A 21,030-nucleotide genomic window follows, 5' to 3' on the forward strand; every position below is an offset into this window, starting at 1 on the left:
ATTCATCAAAGCCCTCCGGACCGAAATCTGCGCGGCGCCGGGGGGCTTCCATGCGAAACTCGAAGTGGCTGATTTAGGAAGTAAGGCTCACGAACTTCCAACGTGTATACCAATCCGTAATGTCAGGACTAATCGGCGTTTCCCAATCCCGTTCCATTTTCGTTCTCAAGAGCAAATATTGTTCTTCCACACCGATCCTGTCGCCAATCCCATCATAAAGCCTCATCAGCGAGAAATAGCTTTCCTCTTCGTCCGGAAGCAATTGTTGAATACGGAGATGGACTTGAATGGCTTTTTTCGGTTTTTTTTGTTGCTCGTAGAACTCACATAACTTTCGCATAAGGTATAACCACAGCAATCGAAACCGTTCCCGTTCATGTTCGGCCCATAGGTAATCGTATTTTCCCAGATAGTCCCCCTTGTACAAATTCAACACATGCTCATAGGCGTCAACTGTACCTGCATCCAGGACACCCAATTGCCTCATGGCGTATTCCCATTCCTCCGTGTCTACCCTGGCCTCCCCCAAGTCAAGCTTGTACCCCGCCTCCAAATTGCCGCTGTTTATGGAAATAGTATCCATGTCGGAGTTTTTCAAGGTTTGACGTACATAATAAATCGTTGTATAGAGATGCTGCGCTGCCTTAGCCTCTTCCAGCTCTGGCCACAGCAGTTCAAGCAAAACGCTTCGATTGATGGTTCGGTCCCGATGATGGAGCAAATAGGCAAACAATTCTTGCGCCTTGCTTGTACGCCATTTCACGTTCTGGGCGTCCATGCCGGGAAGCTTGTACTGGAGTTGATTAAAACAGCAAATCAAGGGCGAATTCGCGTCCTGTGTCTTCTTGGCCCCTTTGATTGCCAATTTCTCTTTTATCCGCTGGATCGTTTGGCGCAGACGGTCCTTGTGCAACGGCTTCATAATATAATCCAAGGCGTAAAGCTCGAAAGCTTGCACGGCATATTGGTCGTAACCGGTCACAAATACGATTTCGGTACCGGGAACGACCGTCTGGATCTGCTTCCCCAGATTCAGACCGTTAATTTCCGGCATATGGATATCAAGAAACACCACATCGGGGCGATGAGCCAATACGCCTGCCATGACCTCGGTGGAATCGGAATAGGTGGCAACGATCTCGACTTCGCTTGCTTCACGCTCAATCGCTTTTTTAAGTCCTATTAACGCCAAATGTTCATCGTCAACCAATATGGCTTTCACAGGAGCGTCCTCCTTGACAGTTGGTGCTTGTAATTGCTTTCACAATTCTTATATCGGCTTTCATGCGAATATATTGAACAGACCCAGGAGGAGTTGTCTAGGTTTTGTTTAGGTCGGGTTGGTAAACTAGTACGTAAGGGGAGATGTGGGATTTTAACGTATGTCATTCTCCTGCAAATGCCAGATCAAAGAGAGTGAAAAGGGGAGATAGGAGGTTTTGGTGGCACGCAAGAGTAAGTTTTATTGAAAGAAGTAGTTGATCATGCTGCTCACGTTCGTTATAACGAATAGTTTGCCTGCTTCATTCGCGGCACAGATAGCGAGAGCGGCCTTTTTGTCGTGTTCGCCCTGATTAAGCGTAAACAAAAGGAGATGATGAAATGTTGATTGCGAGTAAAGGAAAGACAAATTGGAAAAAACCGCTCAAGCTGCTGCTAATTGGCGCCTTGGCGGCAAGCTCATGGTCTGCGGCGTTAGCCCCGCATACAGCCAAAGCAGCGCCAGATCCCGTGAGTCCGGGCGGGGTAACCACCAATCCGCACCTATGGCTGCGTGCTGATAATGGTGTCACGGCGGCGGACGGTAAAGTAGCGGAATGGAAGGATCTGAGCGGTAATAACCGAGATTTCTCTCAAACGGATGTTACCAAACAACCTGTTTATAATGATGAAAGCAATCGGCTTAACTTTAATAAGGGAGTAACCTTTGACGGGGTCGATGATTTTTTATTAAATGCGAATGGCGTTCTAGGAAATGGTACCTACAATAATTTTAATGCGTTTGTAGTATCGGGTATAGGAAATAACACGAATTCTTTATTTTGGGAAGTGACGTCTAGCGGAGGCAGATTAAATGTTCATCTGCCTTGGGGTGGAAGCGTCTACTGGGATGCAGGGCTTCAAGGGACTGAGCGAGTGGCTACTCCGGAATCTGTGGCATTGGGAAAATATTATGTTTGGAACTTTAATTATGGAATTAACGGTTCCGGAGACGAAGGTCAATCCATTTATCGTGATGGGAAGCTGAGTGTTTCTCAGGCCAGCCGAACGAATCCTGTAAAAGGTACTAATAGTCAAATAACTCTTGGCTCACAGACCCAGACCGATAGCTTTTATAAAGGTCAAGTTGGCGAAGTAATTTTCTATTCGGCTCCGTTGACGGCAATCGACAGACAAAAAATCAACTCCTATTTAGCGGTAAAATACGGAATCTCTTTAAACAATGTGAATTATTTGGATTCCAAAGCTAACGTAATTTGGCAAGCGGATGCAAAATATAACAGCAACATTACAGGTATTGCCCGTGATGATGCCCAAGCTTTGTATCAGAAACAAAGTCGTTCCACTAATGATGCTTCCAAGCTGACCATTGGCCTTGGCTCATTTGCGGAAAAAAATGAAGAAGTTGTCGGAGTGCTTAACGATAAACAGTCCTTAATCTGGGGCGACAATGGTCAGTCTTTAGCGTTCAAGACGCCAATCGGTACGACGAAGAAAAACTATACGGACCGTATTTGGAAAGTGCAGAACACCAATAATGTCGATGTGGTACAGCTAACGATTGCAAAAAGTGCTGTCATTCCATCAGATGCAACCTTATTGGTAAGCAACAGTGAGACAGATTTCACGGGTGCAACGGAGTATGCCTTAACGGAAATTTCGTCGAACGGTGTTTCTTACTATACGACTGCAACGAAAGTTGCGCTGTCTGAAGGGCAATATTTCGCCTTCGCCGCTCCGGCGCCGGTACTAGAGAGCGCTGCGCTTGAGCAAATGGTAGCGAACCGGAATCAAATTATACTTAAATTCGATCAGGATTTGGATAGTTTGACGAATTTGAATGGCTTTGAAATTAAAGTCGGCAGCGATAAAGTAACGATTGGTGCGGGGGATTATAAGGTTGATCCAGCCGACCCGAAAAAGTTAATTCTCACTTTACCCAATGGAACGGATGTCACCGGTAAAACAGTGAGCGTATCCTATGATGGATCGGGTACCTTGAAAGGCAAAAACAGTGTACCTGCGAGAAATTTTACCGAGAATGCTAAAGATGCATTTGCGGCTTCATTGACAATCACTGCACCTAATGGTGATCCAGCGCAAGTAACCGAGGATAAGCCAACGATCGAAGGTAAAGTCGAAGTTGGTTCGACAGTGAAAGTAGAGATTAAGGATAAAAATGGTAAGCCGGTAACTGGTGCAGGCGGAACTGCAACGGTTGACGGGAATGGCAACTGGACGTTTACTCCGGGTGTGAATTTGACCGACGGCAGCTACACTATTGAAGTAACGGCTACAAAAGAGGGCAAGGCAGCAGCAAAGACGAAAGAGTTAAACGTGGCTACTCCAGCGCCAACGTTAAAAATCACGGAGCCATCCAGCGGGACCGTAACGGTATCCAAGCCTGTATTTAAAGGAACAGCAACGCCAGGCTCCAAGGTTACAGTCAACATCGCGGATGGGATTACAGGTACGGTTACAGCGGATACGTACGGTAACTGGAGTTATACGCCGCAAGTCAATATGCCTGATGGAAACTACACGATAAAAGTAACGGCTGAGAAAGACGGGAAGTCTTCGTCTCCCGAAACGATCAGCTTGAAAGTAGACACAGCCGTCGCGCCGGTATTGGAAATCACGGAGCCGGCCAGCGGGACTGTAACGATGTCCAAGCCTGTATTCAAGGGAACAGCAACGCCGGGCTCCAAGGTTATAGTCAACATCGCAGGTGGGATAACAGGGACGGTTACTGCCGACACGTATGGCAACTGGAGCTACACACCGGCAGCCAATTTGGCCGATGGCAACTACACGGTGAAAGTAACGGCTGAAAAAGACGGCAAGCTCTCGTCCCCCAAAACGATCGACTTGAAAGTAGACACAGCCGTTGCCCCGGCATTGGAAATCACGGAGCCGGCCAGCGGGGCCGTAACGGTGTCCAAGCCTGCATTCAAGGGAACAGCGACGCCAGGCTCTAAAGTTACGATCAACATTGCGGATGGGATTACAGGGACGGTCACGGCCGACACCTATGGCAACTGGAGTTATATCCCGGAAGTCAATTTGGCCGATGGGAAGTACAACGTTGAAGTAACGGCTATGAAGGATGGGAAGTCCAGCACCGTTAGCAAAGAACTGACGGTTAACACTGCAAATCATTCCTCCTTGACGGGACTGCAGCTCAATAGTTGGTCTGGAACGCCAATCGGATTATCGCCGGCGTTCAATGGAAGCACGACCAAGTATACGGCTTCCGTAACGAATAGCGTCTACAGCGTGACGGTAAGCTCGTTGCCGCTTGATCCGAACGCCAAGATTGAAGTCTCGGTTAATAATGGTCCTTGGCAGCAAGTTCCTAATGGCGCGGCAAGCGGTAATCTGCCTTTAAATGTAGGAACGAACACGATTGTTGTGAAGGTTACGGACGCCAAAGGCCATGTAACGGAGTATACGTTGACTATTACAAGGGAATCTAGCGACAGTGGAGACTCGGATAGCAGCAGCGGCGGAAGCACTACGACGCCTTCAACCTCTACTGGTTCGTCTTCGTCCGGAGCTTCGACAACACCGAATGGCTCGGGAATCGAAACCTCGGTGAACGGCAAAGACGATGCGTTTGCAACAGGGAAAGAATCCACCTCGGGAGATCGCAAGGTGACTTCGGTTCAAGTGGATTTGGACAAGCTGAACAAAGCCTTATCGCAAGGTAACGGACAGAAGCTTGCGATTCATTCATCGAAAGATGGCGATATGAAGGTAGACGGATTGACGGCAGGAGCTGTGAAGCAGCTTGCCGATAAGGGAGCAGGCCTCGAAATCGGCAACCCGCTGGCGATCTACCCGATCCCGGGCGGAAAAATGGATTTGAGCGCGGTGTCCAAGCAGTTGGGCAACGCGGCGCTCGGCGATATTGCCGTTCATATCGATATCGCACGTTCTTCTGACACGTTGATTACCAACGCCAAAAACAAAGCGACAGCGGAAGGCTATGAGCTGCTGGTCACTCCGGTCGATCTGGATATGACCTTCTCGCATGACGGCAAGATGGTAAGAGCGGGGCAATTGAACGGATACGCGGCGAAGTACATTGCGCTGCCGGAAGGCATCGATCCGAACCGCATTACGACAGGCGTGATCGTCAATCCGGACGGCAGCGTGTTCCATGTGCCGACGGTTGTAACGAAGATCAACAGCCGTTATTATGCATTGATTAAAGACTTGCGCAGCAACGGCTCCTATTCGGTCATCTGGAATCCGCAAGATTTCGATGACGTGAAGAGCCACTGGGGCAAAGCGGACGTGAACAATATTGCGGCGAGACTCGACCTTGCCGGAACCGGGAACAATACGTTTTCGCCGGATCGCAACGTAACGCGCTCCGAGTTCTCGGAGATTGTCGTGGCCGGTCTCGGTTTGAAACGTCAAAATGCACCGCAAAACAAGTTCCCTGACGTTTCGGATTCCGCTTGGTACCGCAGCTCCGTAGCGATTGCGAACGAGTTCGATATCGTCCGCGGCTACGAGGACGGTAACTTCTACGGCGACCGTCAAATCACGAGAGAGCAGGGCATGGCGATGATTGCCCGGGCTTACAAATTGATCGAGATGAAAGCCGTGTTGAGTCAGGAGCAGACCGATGCTCTACTGGCGAAATATGCAGATGCGAAAAAGGTATCTGCTTGGGCGAGAGAGGATATCGCTCTGATGATTGAAGCGGGAATCGTGCAAGGCAACGGACCGCAGCTCCTGAGCCCGCAGTCGAATATGACGCGCGCCGAAGTGACGGCATTGATCGCAAGATTACTCAAGACCACAAATCTGATCGATAAGTAAGCAAGCTACCCTGACAACCATTGGCGACGATCCATGTCGTCGATGGTTGTTCTTTTTACCGAATAACGAAAAATGCAGGGGAGCACGCTCCCCTGCATTTCGTTTGCTACTCGTCGAACGACGCTAACTTTTTAGCTCCGGAAAGGCTGTAAACCCCAAATTCATAGAAGGAGTATCCGTAATCCGTCGCTCTTTGAATGCCTTGGAATTTCACGTATCTGGCCTGGACCGGGTTAAAATGCACCGTTTGTTTCCCGTCCGTTGCCGTAATCATGCCGCCATTCGCCTGCGTCACGTTGGTCCAGTTCAGCTTATCGTTGGAAACAAGCAGCTGGAACGTTTTCGCCCGGGCGAGTTCCCAATCGATTCTCACCGTATCGATGTCCGTCGGTGCGCCGAGATCGACCTGGAACCACGTATTGTCCCTGTATTCGCTCGCCCATCTGGTAACAGGGGAGCCGTCCACCGCTTTCTCTGCGGCATAGCCGGGCTTATCGCCTTCTACCGAAGAGGCTTCGGCCTTTTTATTTTCCGCCAGATTGCCAATCAGGTAATAGACGCCTTCCTTGAGCGCATTGTACGCCGTATCCGTAATCATATGCTCTTCCTTCACACGATCCAGCCGGGCGTTAAATACTTTCAGAAAATCGATAAACTTTGTTGGATTGGACCCTTCGAGGTGGGTCATCATTTCCAGATCTTTGATGAGCGCACGAGCCGCTTTGGCATTCGTGATCTGGTTTTCCGCCGCGAAACGGTCGGCTAACTGCTTCATGGCTGCTGCGCTGGTGGACGCTTCGATCACATAAGTGATTTTCCGGGATTTGCCCGCCGCAATCACCGTAACGATCAGCTCATGTTTCCCAAGCTTGCCCGCCAGATTCATGACGGTTCCTGCCGTATAAGGCTTGCCGTCAAACGTAGCGGTGACCTTGGTCAGCCCGCTGCCGTCATTGTTTTTCGGTTTCCATGCAAACTGAACAGGCTCCGTATCCGGCGCGAGGACTTTGTTTTGAATCGTTTTCCCGTTCATTTGCACTTCGGCTTCCGGAGCGACGGCCGTGTTTTTGACATACGTGCCTTTGACGAATTGATACAGCCAGTCGTACAACACCCGGTTGGTCGGATCGGCGCTCACCGCCGTATTGTATACGGCATTGTTGCCTTGGTAATACGCTTTGAAGCCTTCCTGCATCAGGCCGGTTTCTACACCGCTGTTCAAATAATCGATATACCGGTCGCGGAATACGCTATCCGTCAGCATGCGATCGTCGAACTCCAGCTCGTTGGACATCCCGTACCGCTTGGCGGTGTTTGCGGCATCTTCCAGACGGTCATAGCCCATTTCTTCGAAGAAATAGTTCGGCTGGAAATTGACGGCATCAATGCCGACATCCTTCCACATAAAGCTCTTGTAAGCCAAGAAATGCGGAATCCAGAAAAACTTCAGACCGTTGTTATGAACCTTGGCACTCGTCGAACGAAGCAAATCCGGTCCCTTCGCGCTGGTGCTGATCTGCTCTTCCAGCCAGTACATGCCGGCAAGCTCCAGATTGGAGTATCGAGCCGCTTCCCACTTTTGCTTCACTTGATCGAGCCACCATTGGATCGCTTTTTCCCGATTGGCGAACGCTTTCGCTTCTCCGACCGTCGAAGCGTTAAAGCTTAAAGACTCTCCGTTCACGACGCCGAAATCGTTCAAGTACTCTCCCGGGTCCGGAATCATCAGGACGACCTTCTCCTTATAATCCGGCTGCCCCAGCTTGGCCCCGACCTCCTTGGTCGCTTCGTTAAGCTGTTGCATGTCGCCGGTTGTGGCGAAAGTCTTATTCAGATACCATTGCCAATCTTCCAGATTGGCTTTCCCGTCGTAGCCCCGGCCGGCCGGCGATGTAAGACCGAGAAACAGCACGCCGTCAAACAGCCGATCCACCGGTTGTCCGGCCTGATTCACATAGCTGATATTCGGAATGATCCGTTCTTTCGTCCAATCGCCCAGATTATCCTTGTAATGCCCGTTGTACAGCAGGCCCAAGTGGTTGATGCCGGCTGTCGCTTCTCCCGGCTTTAAGAAGCCCACTGGATCGGGAGGAACCGTTACCGCTCCTGCCACTTTTCCATCTGTGCCCCAAATCTCCACTTCATCGATGAGGCTCCACGCCCGGGTATGCATCGGGAAGGCGACTTTCACATAACGGGCGTAAACCATCCCCGTAACGGTTTTCTCGCTTTGGATGCCGTCCCGGCTTCCGTCCCATTCGAAGGTCTCTTGTCTTGGAGGACCGTCTCCCCAGAGAAGCTGGGTAGCCTTGTGTGAAAGCGCTCCCCAATTTTGGCTGTCGTCAGAGGCATACATCGACACCGACAACGGGACAAGAATCGAATTCGTCGGCCAATCCTGCAGGAAATGCGCTTTAACTTTCGAGATCGACTTTCGCTCGCCCAGATCGAACACGACCTCGCGCGTCTTCTTCTGCACATGTCCTACCCACGCCGGGTCCGACATATCCAATGAGCCATATTTTCCGTCGGTCAGCTTCCGGTTATTATCCGGATGGGCCGCTTCCGGCGCTTGCGACCATGTATAATTCAACCCTAAAGCAAGGTTACGTTCCTTAGGCTTCGCCTCTTCCGCTTGCACGGCGGAAATCTGTGATAACATCATGACGGCAGTCATGATGACGGCTGTCCATTTTATTTTCAATCCCATCAATCCCGCTCCTTCCAACGTTGAGTTAATGCAGCATCAAGCTCTAGATAGATCACGTTCGAATCCAGCATATAGGAGACGTTTGGTTCAAACTTTGGGTCCATTCATGCGGCAGAGCCTCCTTTCCTGACGATTCCTTCGCGGTCAACGCTTGACGCATGGAGGAATCTTCTTACTGTAAGAATAAGAAATTTGGGCATTTTTTCAAAGAGATAAGTTATGACTTTTGTATACAATTGTTTACTTGTTTCCTTCCGTACAAGGCACGGCCACGTCAAGAGGTGTATACGAAAGTAAAGAGTAGTATATGGTTGAAGGCGCGTCCCCTGCCTATACTTGAACTAAGCAGGTGGCGTTATCCATACTAAGGAAAGACAATCCGGAGGCTTGTAACATAAGTTGGAGGGGTAGCATGAAGAAGACAACGAAGACGCTTTCGTTCGCCGCATTGGCGATGAGCTTGGCGGTTACGGCATGCAGCAGCAACGCAAACGAATCGGAAAACAAAGCGGATAACGCAGCGTCCGGCCAAGGAAGCGGTGTGATCGAGGTTTCGACAGTTTCGCCAAGCGATCAATATCTGAAGTTCGACGAAGGCGAGAACTTTACCAAGAACGCCGTGTATGATGCGTACGAAAAAGACATCGGCGTCAAAGTGACCAACAAGTGGGTAGCCGATACGAGCCAATTCAAGGAAAAGGTCAAAATCACGATCGCATCCGGCGATCTTCCGGACTTTTTCCCGGTGAACGCGACGCAATTGAAAGAGCTGACCGAAGCCGATATGATCATGGACCTGACGGAAGTGTACAACAAGTATGCCACGGACGAAACGAAGAAGTATCTGACGATGGACGGCGGCATGCAGATGAAGACGGCCATGTTCGACAATAAACTGATGGCGATTCCGAACACCTATAATCCGTACAATTACCAGTTTCTGTATGTGCGTACGGACTGGCTGAAGAAGTTGAATTTGCCCGAGCCGAAGACGATGGCAGACATGATGACGATCGCCGAAGCTTTTAAAACCAAAGATCCCGGCGGTACGGGGAAGCCGTACGGACTCGCGATCAGCAAAAATCCTTTTAATATTGAAACCGGGGTCACGGGATTGCGGGCTTTCCTGAACGGATACCATGCCTATGAAAATATTTGGATCGAGGATGGCAAGGGCGGGCTGGTCAACAGCGATATTCAGCCGCAGGTGAAGCAAGCGCTGGCCGCATTGCAGGACATGTTCAAGAAAGGGTTGATCGATCCCGAATTTGCGGTGAAGGATGCGGAGAAAGAGGCTGAGCTCATCTACGGCAACGGCATCGGGATGGTCTATGGCGCATCGTGGACGCCGGCCCAGCTCGTCAAAGGGGCCGTGAAGGACGGAAAAGAAGTGCAGGAGTGGGGAGCGTTCCCGATTCCGACGGTGGATAGCAACCCGGCCTTATCGCAAATCGGGCTGGGCGTGGACGAATATTACGTCGTTTCCAAGAAAGCGAAGCATCCGGAGGGCGTCATCAAGCTGCTGAACCAATGGATCGCCGTCGACAACCACCCGACCGAAGAGCAGAAGGTGTACGAGTTCGGGAAAGACCGCAAAGAGAAGGGCAACAATTACTGGCTGATCAATCCGCTTCGCGTCGGCAAGCAGATCGACAACAACGGCGAGGTGCTGCCTAAAGCGATTGCCAATAAGGATACGGGTATTCTGGAGTCGAAGGACCAGAAAACGCGATATGAGCGTGCGATGAAGTACGTGAACGGCGATACGAGCATGTGGTGGGAATATCTGATTTCCGGTCCGAATGGCGTGTATTCGCTTATTCCGGCCATCCAGAAGAACAAGCAGTATCTGCAAAATAAATTTTATGGCGCGCCGACGCCGACTATGGCCGAAAGACAGGAAATCTTGCTCAAGAAGCGGGACGAGGTCTATTTTAAAATCATTATGAATCAAGTATCGGTCGATGAATTCGATAAATTCGTGGAAGAATGGAAGAAGCTTGGTGGCGATGCCATGACCAAAGAAGTGAACGAATGGTATAAAACGAAGAAATAACGGCTATCCGGGCGAATCGAGGGATCGGGCGTACACCGTCCCTCCCTCTTTTTTCATGGTACGGCAACAACATCTTTAGGCATACGCGAGGTGAATGGCGTGAATGGACTGACACGGATGTGGAGGCGGGAGTGGCCTCTGCATATGATGCTGATTCCGGGAATCGTGCTGGTGGTAATATTCAGCTATGTTCCCATGGCGGGCCTCATCATGGCCTTCCAGAAATATATCCCGAACAGAGGCTTGTTCGGCTCACCCTTCATCGGGATGAAAAACTTTCAGCTATTGATCGATTATCCCGATATCGGGCGTATTTTCTTCAATACCGTCTATATTGCCGTAATGAAAATTATTGCCGGTCTGGTCGTGCCGATCACGGTGGCCATCCTGCTGAACGAGCTGCGGAGAGAATGGATCAAACGGACGTTCCAGACGCTCGTCTACTTGCCCCACTTTTTATCGTGGGTGCTGTTAAGCGGGATCTTGGTCGACGTCTTGTCTCCATCGTCCGGCATTCTCAATCAATTTCTCGGGCTATTCGGTATCCAGCCTATCTTCTTCTTGGGAAGCAACGCCTGGTTTCCGTATGCGATGGTGCTGTCGGATGTATGGAAGGAATTCGGCTTCGGCACGATTGTGTATCTGGCGGCGCTAACCAACATCAACCCGTCGCTCTATGAAGCGGCGGAAATTGACGGCGCGGGGCGATGGAAGCAAACCTTCCATATCACGCTGCCCGGCATGATGCCGATCGTCATTCTGATGCTGACGCTGAATATCGGGAACGTCCTCAATGCCGGCTTCGAGCAAATCTTCAACCTGTACAGCCCGCCAGTCTATGAAAGCGCAGACATTATCGATACCTTCGTCTATCGCATGGGGGTGCAGCAGGCGCAGTTCGGCTTCGCCACGGCGGTAGGTCTGTTGAAATCCGTCGTATCGTTCCTCTTGATCGCTATTTCCTATGTACTCGCCTATCGCGTAGCGAATTACCGGATTTTCTAAGCTTCGTCCGTTATCAGAAAGGAGGCCTACCGTGGCGATAAAGACATCCTTGGGCCGCAAACTATTTATCGCGTGCAACTACATCTTCCTGGCGCTTCTGTCGTTCCTATGTCTGATGCCGATTATTCATATTTTGGCCATTTCGTTCAGCTCCGGCACTGCCGCCGCGGCCGGTAAGGTTACGCTGTGGCCGGTCGAGTTCACAACGGCCGCCTACAATAACGTGTTCGGCAAGCCTGAATATTTGCGGGCGTTCTGGGTATCGGTCCAGCGCGTCGTGCTGGGAACGACCCTCAGCATGTTTTTGACGATTCTTACGGCCTATCCATTGTCTAAGGAGCCTCGGCAATTCCGGCTGCGAACGTTTTACGCTTGGTTCTTCGTCTTTACGATTTTGTTCAGCGGTGGTCTGATCCCCACCTTTCTTACGATAAAATCGCTGAACTTGATCGACAGCATCTGGGCGTTGATCTTGCCGACAGCCGTTCCGGTATTCAATGTCATCCTGCTGCTGAATTTTTATCGCAATTTGCCGAAGGAGCTGGAGGAATCGTCGCGGATCGACGGCGCAGGCCATTTTACGACCTTATGGAAAATCTACGTGCCGCTCTCCTTGCCTGCCTTGGCCACGACGGGACTGTTCACGATGGTCGGCCATTGGAACAGCTGGTTTGACGGAATGCTGTATATGAATCATACTGAAAATTATCCGCTGCAAACGTTTTTACAGACGGTCATTATCAAGATGGATTTCCGCTTTATTAAAGCGGAGAATGCTGAGCTGATGCTTAAGCTGTCCGACCGCACGAGCAGAGCGGCGCAAATTTTCGTAGCGGCCTTTCCCATCCTGGTGGTGTATCCGTTCTTGCAGAAGCTGTTCATTAAAGGAATCGTCATGGGGAGTGTAAAAGGATAATAGCGAAGCGGTCTGCAGGCATTAGAGGAGAACATAAGATGAACGGCTTATTCTTTTTGCGTGATTCCTCGATATTCAAGAAGGTTATGGCCGCTTTTCTGGCGGCTTTGCTGCCGCTGATGGCGATTACTTGGACGATCAACGAGAAGGGCTCGGACAATATCCGCAGCGAGATCACGGAGTCGGTTCTGAATACGACACGGTTCTATATGGACTCGCTGGACAAGGAAGCGGATCGCATCAGCCGTTATTTGCCCAACTATGTGATGGATACGGACTTGATGGAGCTTGCGGCAACCGGCAATGACATGAGTCCGTATGAGCGGACGCGCAAAATATTGGATATTCAGCGGCGGCTTGAGCTGATGAAAAATTCAAGTCCTTTTATCGAAGAGGCGAAGGCCTATGTCCCGCTCCTCAAGCGCAGCATTCTCAGCAACGATTATGAGACCCGTCTGGACCCGGAGGAATATACGGCGATGCAGCAAAATGCGAAGTTGTACGAAGCGCCGTTCATTTACTGGAACGACCGGCTGTTCATTACGATGCCATATCCCGGAAATACAGTCCGAAGTCCGTTATATATTCTGGGGGTCGAGCTGTCGGCAGCCAAGATTAAGGAAACGCTCGCGCAAATCGGCCGGACGCGAGGCGGGCAGAGCGTCCTGCTGAATTTGGAGCTGGGCTGGAGCATGGAGACGGGGATGGACCCGGCGTTGCTTCAGCGAATGAAGTCTTTTGCCTTGGAGAAGCGGGAATTGCAATCCGAGGAAGGTCATGAAACGATCGTTCATGACCATAAAAGGTATCTTGTGGTGTATAAATATTCTAATCTCTGGAATTCCTATTCCATTACTTGCATCCCGGAAGAGATGGTTCTGGGCTCGCTGCAGATGTATCGGACGTTGTTCTGGTGGGCGTGCGCGCTGGCCGTTTGTATCGTGATGTTTTTTACTTATTTTCTATTGCGGTTTATTTACCGGCCATTGATGAAGCTGGTGCATTCCTTCCGCCGCGTTCAGCAGAACCGGCTGGAGCCGATCCTCATCGATCGCGGAGCGGATGAATTCGGGTATTTGTACCGGGCCTTCAATGACACGGTGCGGTCCTTGAAAACGTTGATCGAGGAAAACTACGAGCAGCAAATCCGGAATCAGCGTTCGGAGCTGAAGCGGCTGCAATCGCAGATTAATCCTCACTTTTTATATAATTGCTTTTTTGTATTGTGCCGGCTGATTAAATCCGAGAGCCAGAAGGAGAAAGCGTATCAATTTTGCTTATATATCGGGCAATACTTCCAGTTCATTACCCGTAACGACGAGGATGAAATCCCGCTTGAGCTGGAGGTGGAGCATTCCCGTACGTATGTCGAGATGCAAAGGATATGCTACGGGGAACGGATTCAGGTTTTGTTCGAGGGAGATGTCCCTGCGATAGACGTGCCGTGGCTTATTCTGCAGCCGATTATCGAGAATGCGTATAAGCATGCGTTGGGCAATATGCTCCAGCCCGGCGAACTGTGGGTGCATAGCGAGCGGAGGGACGGCGACTTCTTGCTCTATGTCGAAGATAACGGCCAAAGCATCACGGACGAGGAGATCGACCTGCTGCAGAAGAAGCTGCGCTATTCCTCGAACCGGATCGAGGAAACGACCGGCCTTATGAACGTCCATCGCAGGATTCAGCTGCGCTATGGAGAAGAATACGGCATTACCGTGTCCCGTTCGGAGCTGGGTGGGCTGCAAGTCATCATCAAACTGAGCGTAAGCTAAAGGGGGAACGGCATGTACCGACTGCTGATCGTGGATGATCTTCCCATTATCGTCGACGGCCTTCTTGAGCTATTCGAGCAAACCAGTCATCTGCCGCTTGAGGTGATGAGTGCTTATTCGGGCGAAGAAGCGCTTGAGGTGCTGTCCCATCACCGGATCGACATCGTCGTGTCCGACATTAAGATGCCCGGCATTGAAGGGATCGAGCTGCTGCGGGAAATCAAGTCGCAGTGGCCCGCCTGCAAGGTGATTTTTCTGACCGGCTATAACGATTTCCACTATGCCCGAAGCGCCATTACTTACGGCGGGTTCGATTACATTCTGAAGGTCGAAAGCGACGAAAAAATTATTCAATCCGTCGAACGGGCTATCGAGAAAATCGAAGAGGAACAGGATCAAGTGCAGATGATTGCGAGAGCGCAATCCAAGATGAGACAGGCCTTGCCCTCGCTGCAAAAGGAGTTCATGTGGGGACTCCTGCAAGGCAAGCAGGTCACAGGGGAGGAGCTCAAGCAGGCTTTTAAAGAAATCGATATTCCGCTCGATGCGACTATGCCGGTGTATTTGCTCATGGGAAGGGTCGATGCCTGGAAAGAGATGTTCACCATGCCGGATAAAGCGCTGCTCACCTATGCGCTGCAAAATATTTGCGACGAGTATTTGTCGGCACAGGTACGAAGCTTTTCCGTCGTCTTCGAGCTGTCCAAGATCGTCTGGATCATTCAGCCGAAAGCTTCCGACGAGCTGTCCGGTCATGCCGGCGGCCTGGATTGGATGAGAGCCCACCGGTATACGAGCGGTATTCTGGACAGCGTGCAGGAAACGTGCAAGAAGCTGCTGCGGCTGTCGGTCTCGTTCTTGCTGGGCAGCGAGGCGATCCCGTGGAACAGCCTGTCGGACCGGTTTCATTCGATCAAATACGGCCTGATGCAGGGACACGGGTTATTGCACGAGGTCATTATGACCGATAAGGACATGCAGAAGGCGGACTCTAACGATAAAGCGGAAAGCTACCATGACGGGTTCTTCCACGCTCGGGTACAATTGCTCATGACCTGTCTGGAGAACAATCACCGCGAGCAGTTCAACAAGCTGTTCGTCGAGCTGACCGCCATATGGAACGACCCGGACACGCCCTGTGAGCGGAAGAGCGAGCTGTACCATTCCCTCTCGTCCGTGTTTTTGTTCTATCTGTACAAATATCGGGACATTCGCGATCACGTCAATTTGCAGGTGGACCTCGACATTTTGTTCCGTTATGACGATTCGGCTTCCTGGCCGGGGCTGATCGAATATTATTGGAAAATCGCCGATTGCATCTTCGAATGGAACGCGCAGCGGGGCTTGCAGCTGCCGACGGAGGTGGTGAATAAGGTGCACCGCTATATCGAGGAGCATATCGCTACCGATATTTCGTTAACGGCTCTGGCGGATTACGTGGGCTTGAACCCGTCGTATTTATCCAGGCTGTATAAGCAAATGACCGGGATCGGGCTATCGAAATATGTGAACGATTACAAGAACGTGATCGCAAAAGACATGCTTCTGAACACCTCGATGAAAGTCAATGAAATCGCGGCCGCTCTGGGCTATAACTCGGCGCTTGCGTTTATTCGCTTCTTTAAGAAGCAGAACGAGACGACGCCGCAGGATTTTCGCACGGCGCGAAGCCCGATGCCTAGTTCGCATAGTTAAATGAAAAAAATCAAACCGTCTTGTTTCGATCGAGATGGCTTGATTTTTTTTAGTTTCGGAAGGAAAAGTTTTTTTAAACCAAACGATCAGTGTTCTTTACGAATGTTGCTGTGCTATAACTTAGATATGCTTTTGGTACATGCTGGTCCTGCCGACCGTAAAAAAGAAGCCTAAAATATAAGGAAGTGAACCTAATGACCAATCAACCAAGTCGAGAAAGTATGCCTTTATTTTCACAAACGATAACTGACTTTTGGCGGGCGCAATTTTTGAACGGAGACGTCCTCTATAGCGATGAAGTCTTTACTGTCGCCATCAACCCGGATCTGGACGAAGACAGTCGGGTCATGGTGCTGGAAACCGCTGACGGCCGGGTTATGGCGGTTCTGACGCCTGTGCTGGCCGATAAGGCAGGCCTTGATCAACGACAAGACCTGTCTGAGTCGATCTTTCGCCGGAAATTGAACGAAGCGGGAGTCACTCTGCATGGCGCGGACTATGTTTTTTATTTTTCAGAGGCTGAAAAGAACGTATTGCTGCAAGAACACCTGGAAGGTGACTTGCGCCAGTTAACAGAGCAAGATGAAGCGGTTTTCTCCGAGTTCGAGTCCTCCGCCTCGGAACAAGACTTGGATGATGCTTATGTGGAGTTGGGTCACTGGGCGGTGTTCGGTTCTTTTGAGCAAGACCGCCTGGTCAGCGCCGCCAGTATGTATCCCTGGGAGGATTCGCAAATTGCGGATCTCGGCGTGCTGACTCTGACGTCCTTTAGAGGAAAAGGTCACGCCCGCAAAGTGGTGCGTTCCATCTGCAAGCACGCCTATGATCAGGGATACGAACCCCAGTACCGATGCCAGCTCGATAACCAAGCGTCCGTGTCGCTGGCTAAAGCGGCGGGTTTGACGCTATTTGGAAAGTGGGATGTGGTTTCTCCCGACTCCACGGACTGAAAGCCCCTCACGCAGCCGACATAAAAATGCACCTACCCGGACATCCGGCATAGGTGCATTTTTTGTTAAATCTCGAACTTATTCATATATTTGTTCAATGTGGTGGAAAGCTGGTACAGACTCATTGATATAACGTCTGAGTTATTAGATATTATAAATCCTGATATCCTCACTGACAGTAGCTGTCAGTGAAGTTACTTATAATAAAAATATAGAACACGATCTTTAAGGAGGAGAACCAATGTCTACTTTCAAAATGGAGCATAAAAATCCGGAGGGTTTATTCTTCTCAAAAGCATTTAGTCAAGCGATTACCGTAAGTGGAAAGGCAAAAACAATTTATATAGGCGGACAAAATGCTATTAATTCAACAGGTGAACTGGTTGGAGCCGGTGATTTGGAATTGCAGACAAAGCAGGCGCTTAATAATATCGCAATTATTTTAGCTTCTGAAAATGCAAGTTTCGCCAATCTGGTTAAACTCAATATCTATTTAGTCCGTGGAAGCGACCCGCGAATTGGTTACAAAGCATTCCTAGAGGTGGCAGGTGAATTAGATAATCCACCTTTGGTCACCGTTCTATTTGTTTCGGAATTTGCGCGTCCATCTTGCCTTCTTGAAATAGATGGAATTGCTGTCATTGAAGATAAGGACTAAGTTTGTATCCATCATGTGTATACCCCGCAGTATGTATAGAGTCTTGATGCTGAACCCATTTGGTATGGGAAAAATTTCTTCCGCGGGAGATTAAACGAGTTTATGGCGCATGCTTATGCTTTAATGACATGGATATGTAGTACGTATCTTTTTCTACAATCAGTTCGGTATGGACTACGGCATAATTTATTCCTTCCATGGTGATTCCGTTTACCAGTTTGGACAGACGAAGATAATCCACCATGGTTTGGATGGGATCTATTTTGGGAGTGATACGGAGAACCGTACCATAAGTAACGGCAAGATTTTTGCATTAGAGAGCCTGTCCGTTGGCAATCATCTCCAGCTCTGTTGCAACTTGATCAAGGGGCTTGTGGGTAATAATTTCAAAAGTAGCTCCGGAACGCAATAGAGGCTCAACGGTTTTGACATAGTGGATAATCTCTTCACGCTCTTCGGAAGTTTTACCGTAATCGTTTGTCTTGCGGGAAGCCACACGTTCGAGGATGATTTCCAGAGGGGCGCTCAGCAGCACGATTGCATCGAATTTCGGGTAAAAATTCACCTGATTTGATACAGTGCCCGATATGAATAAAGCGCCTTCAGCGTGTTCCGCGAGCAGCTTCTCGATTCGATCCTCGCGCCATAACCACCCGGAACCATCCACATTCTCGCTCCACCCATCGTAATCCGTATCGACAACTCGATACCCTCTGCGAGCCAGTTCGTTCAGAACCGATGTTTTCCCTGTACCTGACATCCCTGTTACCAGAATGATCGCCTTATGTTTTGATGTCGAATGTGTAATTTCCATTACCAGTCACCCAATTTCTATGAAAAATGATTTGTCAATAATAGCATAGAGTAAGAGGGCTTAGGTGTCAAAATTTTCCGTTTCAGACAGCGCGGTGAACCGTACCATAAGTGACGGCGAAAAATTTGATTGGGGAAAGCACGGGGACTATTGTAATTATGCGGAATAGACCGGCTGTTCGCCCACCTGAAGCAGCTTCCGAAGGATGCGTTCCATGCGGAAGTGACGAAAATATTGAACAACGGGACTTTGATAATGACCGGTAGCTTCTAGGATAATTACTGGTTGTACCATTGCCTTTTCTTGTAGTTCCTGAATCACTCGAAGCAGGATCGACAAACCCTCCTGAGTATGTTCAAATTTAAAGATCGATCCATGAGGTTTGCTACGATCTAAAAAAGCTTGTCCATGACTCTCCGCCTTAGAAATATCTAGACCGATAACTGGATTCATTAAACCTCCCCCTTAATGAATTTGCCGGTACCCCCTAGACCTTCTTGTATTCCATAGCATCGCTTGTTATATGGGATCCGAGTCCAACCAGCCTCAAACATGGTAATAACAAGTAGGGGTGAACATTATAGCTGACGGGATCAGGTCCCACGGGCAGGTACGTTCGACCCGGCTACCTACTATCGTCGACCCTAAATGAAAAAGGATCAACCAGAAAGAACTGGTTGATCACATAATACGAACGGGCAGGATAGCGTAATATTTTGGTTGTAGTTATAATGTTTAATAGGGGCCATTTAATTGCTCCAATTCATCTGGAGTTTCCAATGACCTGTGTCGAAATATTCGAAAAGGGGCAAGTTGTGTGCAAAAGACTGAAAAAATTTACAACACTGCAGTAGAGGCAACTTTAGAGGTGATTGGTGGGAAATGGAAACCCGTTATTCTCTTTCATCTGACATTTGGTAAGAAACGTAATAATGAATTTAAGAGCTTGATTCCCGCAATTACTCAAAAGATGTTAACGCAGCACCTTCGGGAGCTTGAAGAAGAGGGCGTCATCTTACGTATTTCCTATAATCAGGTACCACCGAGAGTTGAGTATGAGTTGACAGACTACGGCTGGAGTCTAAAGGAAATCCTACATCTGATGTGCCGTTGGGGGGATTCGCATATAGAGAGAAAGTACGAGGGAAAGGCTACCGTTCTTAATCCAATGCTTACAGACGTAAATAACAGTTAAGAAACCGACCCAATATACAAGGTCGGCTTTCTTATTTTATACGGTAGTTTACGGGATGACTTTACGCTTGCGGAAATCGTCGAAGATGTTCATAAACATTGCTTCGGTATCGACGAATTCGTGAAAGCCTAAACGACGAGCCTTAGTTCCGTCGGCAAAAAAATCGTAATCCCATGCAAACACGAAATCGCCGAATTGCCAAGAGGATACATCTTTATAGGAATTCCGAGCAAGCCCATGCTTCTCAACCATTTTGTTCCAAAGCTGCTCCTTGTCTGCCATGACAACGTCCAGAGACATCTGCAACGGAGGCGCTGTTTCCACGCCAAAGTATTGAGCGATCTTCGGCCATAACTCATTCCAACGAAACAGATCGCCGTTCGTAATGTTGAATGCCTGATTCGCACAGCGCTCGTCAGTCGCCGCCCATACTGTTGCCTTTGCGAGAAGCCCAGCGTCTGTCATCTCCAAGAGGCTGTTGTAAGCTCCCGGCTTACCTGGAAACCGCAAAGGAATTCCAAGTTCCTTCGAAATTGAAGCGTAAATCGCTATGACCATTGCGAGGTTCATCGGATTTCCAAGCGAGAAGCCGCAGACTACAGAAGGACGGAGTGCCGACCAAGTCCAAGTCTTACCTTTTTGCCGTTGTTCTAAGAAATCTTGCTGATCAATATTGAACTCAGGAGGCATGTGGTTGGCGTCTGTCTCACGAGCAGGAGTTTTGAACGGACCGAGATGTGCGCCGTATACCTTGTATCCCTGCATCAGACTCACATGTTTCAAGCCCGACGCGATTGGTTCGATCACTTCTATGATATTCACTAACATGGCGAGATTCGGTGGAACAAGTTCAGCCCAAGTTGGACGGTCTTGGTAAGCAGCATAAAAAATGTGTGTTACCTCAGTTAAATTGCTTAACTTCTCGTGAAGCTCGTCTATATTGAGTAGATCCGCAGCCACATATCGAACACGGTTGCTAGATTCTCCACCGCGACGCGATACGCCGATTACGTCCCAATCAGGGAGAGTGATGAGGTGATCGATGAGGTTGCGACCTATAACACCATTTGCACCCACGACCAAGGCGACTTTGCGTGTTGTTGTAGATTCAATATTCATAGTGTGTCAGCTCCTTCTGTACTATTCTTTGTGCAACATTATTTTGCATCAACTAACCATACATAGGAAGTACGCACTTTAAAGTG

14 protein-coding genes are annotated in these 21,030 nt (G+C 49.4%); 9 read left to right on the forward strand and 5 right to left on the reverse strand.

Annotated features, from left to right (window positions below; genetic code table 11):
- Positions 1 to 73: 73 nt before the first annotated feature.
- Entirely contained in the window at positions 74 to 1,222 is a 1,149-nt protein-coding gene (locus tag ET33_RS32245) for a response regulator (protein WP_036692073.1), read from the reverse strand.
- A 380-nt stretch (positions 1,223 to 1,602) separates the two neighbouring features.
- Here ET33_RS32245 and ET33_RS32250 point away from each other — a divergent pair, with 380 nt between their 5' ends.
- Entirely contained in the window at positions 1,603 to 6,054 is a 4,452-nt protein-coding gene (locus tag ET33_RS32250) for an Ig-like domain-containing protein (protein WP_081890598.1), read from the forward strand.
- Positions 6,055 to 6,160: 106 nt separating this feature from the next.
- On the opposite strand, the gene ET33_RS36830 is transcribed toward ET33_RS32250, so the two are convergent.
- Positions 6,161 to 8,764 (reverse strand): DUF4855 domain-containing protein, encoded by a 2,604-nt coding sequence (locus ET33_RS36830; RefSeq protein WP_051775904.1) that lies wholly within the window; start codon positions 8,762 to 8,764, stop codon positions 6,161 to 6,163.
- 412 nt (positions 8,765 to 9,176) lie between these two features.
- On the opposite strand from ET33_RS36830, the gene ET33_RS32260 reads away from it, so the two are divergent.
- From ET33_RS32260 to ET33_RS32290, 7 genes are all read left to right on the forward strand, one after another.
- A complete protein-coding gene (locus tag ET33_RS32260; protein ID WP_036692079.1) occupies positions 9,177 to 10,820 on the forward strand; it encodes an extracellular solute-binding protein in 1,644 nt (547 codons plus the stop codon).
- Between the two features lie 144 nt (positions 10,821 to 10,964).
- Positions 10,965 to 11,825 (forward strand): ABC transporter permease, encoded by an 861-nt coding sequence (locus ET33_RS32265; protein ID WP_036692083.1) that lies wholly within the window; start codon positions 10,965 to 10,967, stop codon positions 11,823 to 11,825.
- A gap of 31 nt (positions 11,826 to 11,856) precedes the next feature.
- Positions 11,857 to 12,741: a carbohydrate ABC transporter permease gene (locus tag ET33_RS32270; protein WP_200879264.1), complete on the forward strand. Its 885-nt coding sequence runs from the start codon at positions 11,857 to 11,859 to the stop codon at positions 12,739 to 12,741.
- Between the two features lie 38 nt (positions 12,742 to 12,779).
- The gene (locus ET33_RS32275) at positions 12,780 to 14,513 is read left to right on the forward strand and encodes a histidine kinase (protein ID WP_036692088.1); all 1,734 of its coding nucleotides are present in this window, start codon (positions 12,780 to 12,782) and stop codon (positions 14,511 to 14,513) included.
- A gap of 12 nt (positions 14,514 to 14,525) precedes the next feature.
- Positions 14,526 to 16,208: a response regulator gene (locus ET33_RS32280; RefSeq protein WP_036692091.1), complete on the forward strand. Its 1,683-nt coding sequence runs from the start codon at positions 14,526 to 14,528 to the stop codon at positions 16,206 to 16,208.
- A gap of 194 nt (positions 16,209 to 16,402) precedes the next feature.
- A complete protein-coding gene (locus ET33_RS32285) occupies positions 16,403 to 17,158 on the forward strand; it encodes a GNAT family N-acetyltransferase (protein ID WP_200879265.1) in 756 nt (251 codons plus the stop codon).
- 241 nt (positions 17,159 to 17,399) lie between these two features.
- Complete coding sequence (locus tag ET33_RS32290) at positions 17,400 to 17,816, forward strand: RidA family protein (protein WP_081890599.1); 417 nt, start codon at positions 17,400 to 17,402, stop codon at positions 17,814 to 17,816.
- Positions 17,817 to 18,129: 313 nt separating this feature from the next.
- Here ET33_RS32290 and ET33_RS32295 read toward each other — a convergent pair whose 3' ends face one another.
- Together ET33_RS32295 and ET33_RS32300 are read right to left on the reverse strand one after the other, a co-directional pair.
- Positions 18,130 to 18,630, reverse strand: coding sequence for an AAA family ATPase (locus ET33_RS32295; protein ID WP_088832249.1), 501 nt, complete (start codon positions 18,628 to 18,630; stop codon positions 18,130 to 18,132).
- A 156-nt stretch (positions 18,631 to 18,786) separates the two neighbouring features.
- On the reverse strand, positions 18,787 to 19,083 hold the full coding sequence (locus tag ET33_RS32300) for a transposase (RefSeq protein ID WP_036692095.1): 297 nt from the start codon (positions 19,081 to 19,083) through the stop codon (positions 18,787 to 18,789).
- A 364-nt stretch (positions 19,084 to 19,447) separates the two neighbouring features.
- On the opposite strand from ET33_RS32300, the gene ET33_RS32305 reads away from it, so the two are divergent.
- Positions 19,448 to 19,825 carry a winged helix-turn-helix transcriptional regulator gene (locus tag ET33_RS32305; RefSeq protein WP_036692100.1) on the forward strand — a complete coding sequence of 126 codons (378 nt, stop codon included), beginning with the start codon at positions 19,448 to 19,450 and terminating at the stop codon, positions 19,823 to 19,825.
- 48 nt (positions 19,826 to 19,873) lie between these two features.
- Here ET33_RS32305 and ET33_RS32310 read toward each other — a convergent pair whose 3' ends face one another.
- Complete coding sequence (locus ET33_RS32310) at positions 19,874 to 20,944, reverse strand: SDR family oxidoreductase (RefSeq protein ID WP_036692103.1); 1,071 nt, start codon at positions 20,942 to 20,944, stop codon at positions 19,874 to 19,876.
- Between the last annotated feature and the right edge of the window lie 86 nt (positions 20,945 to 21,030).

This window comes from Paenibacillus tyrphae, from assembly GCF_000722545.1.
Lineage (GTDB): Bacteria > Bacillota > Bacilli > Paenibacillales > NBRC-103111 > Paenibacillus_G > Paenibacillus_G tyrfis.

Bases quoted from the DNA above. Each gene is read 5' to 3' on its own strand.
- ET33_RS32250 (WP_081890598.1), top strand. From the start codon at position 1,603: ATGTTGATTGCGAGTAAAGGAAAGACAAATTGGAAAAAACCGCTCAAG.
- ET33_RS36830 (WP_051775904.1), bottom strand. From the start codon at position 8,764: ATGGGATTGAAAATAAAATGGACAGCCGTCATCATGACTGCCGTCATG.
- ET33_RS32260 (WP_036692079.1), top strand. From the start codon at position 9,177: ATGAAGAAGACAACGAAGACGCTTTCGTTCGCCGCATTGGCGATGAGC.
- ET33_RS32265 (WP_036692083.1), top strand. From the start codon at position 10,965: ATGATGCTGATTCCGGGAATCGTGCTGGTGGTAATATTCAGCTATGTT.
- ET33_RS32275 (WP_036692088.1), top strand. From the start codon at position 12,780: ATGAACGGCTTATTCTTTTTGCGTGATTCCTCGATATTCAAGAAGGTT.
- ET33_RS32280 (WP_036692091.1), top strand. From the start codon at position 14,526: ATGTACCGACTGCTGATCGTGGATGATCTTCCCATTATCGTCGACGGC.
- ET33_RS32285 (WP_200879265.1), top strand. From the start codon at position 16,403: ATGACCAATCAACCAAGTCGAGAAAGTATGCCTTTATTTTCACAAACG.
- ET33_RS32290 (WP_081890599.1), top strand. From the start codon at position 17,400: ATGTCTACTTTCAAAATGGAGCATAAAAATCCGGAGGGTTTATTCTTC.
- ET33_RS32295 (WP_088832249.1), bottom strand. From the start codon at position 18,630: ATGGAAATTACACATTCGACATCAAAACATAAGGCGATCATTCTGGTA.
- ET33_RS32300 (WP_036692095.1), bottom strand. From the start codon at position 19,083: ATGAATCCAGTTATCGGTCTAGATATTTCTAAGGCGGAGAGTCATGGA.
- ET33_RS32310 (WP_036692103.1), bottom strand. From the start codon at position 20,944: ATGAATATTGAATCTACAACAACACGCAAAGTCGCCTTGGTCGTGGGT.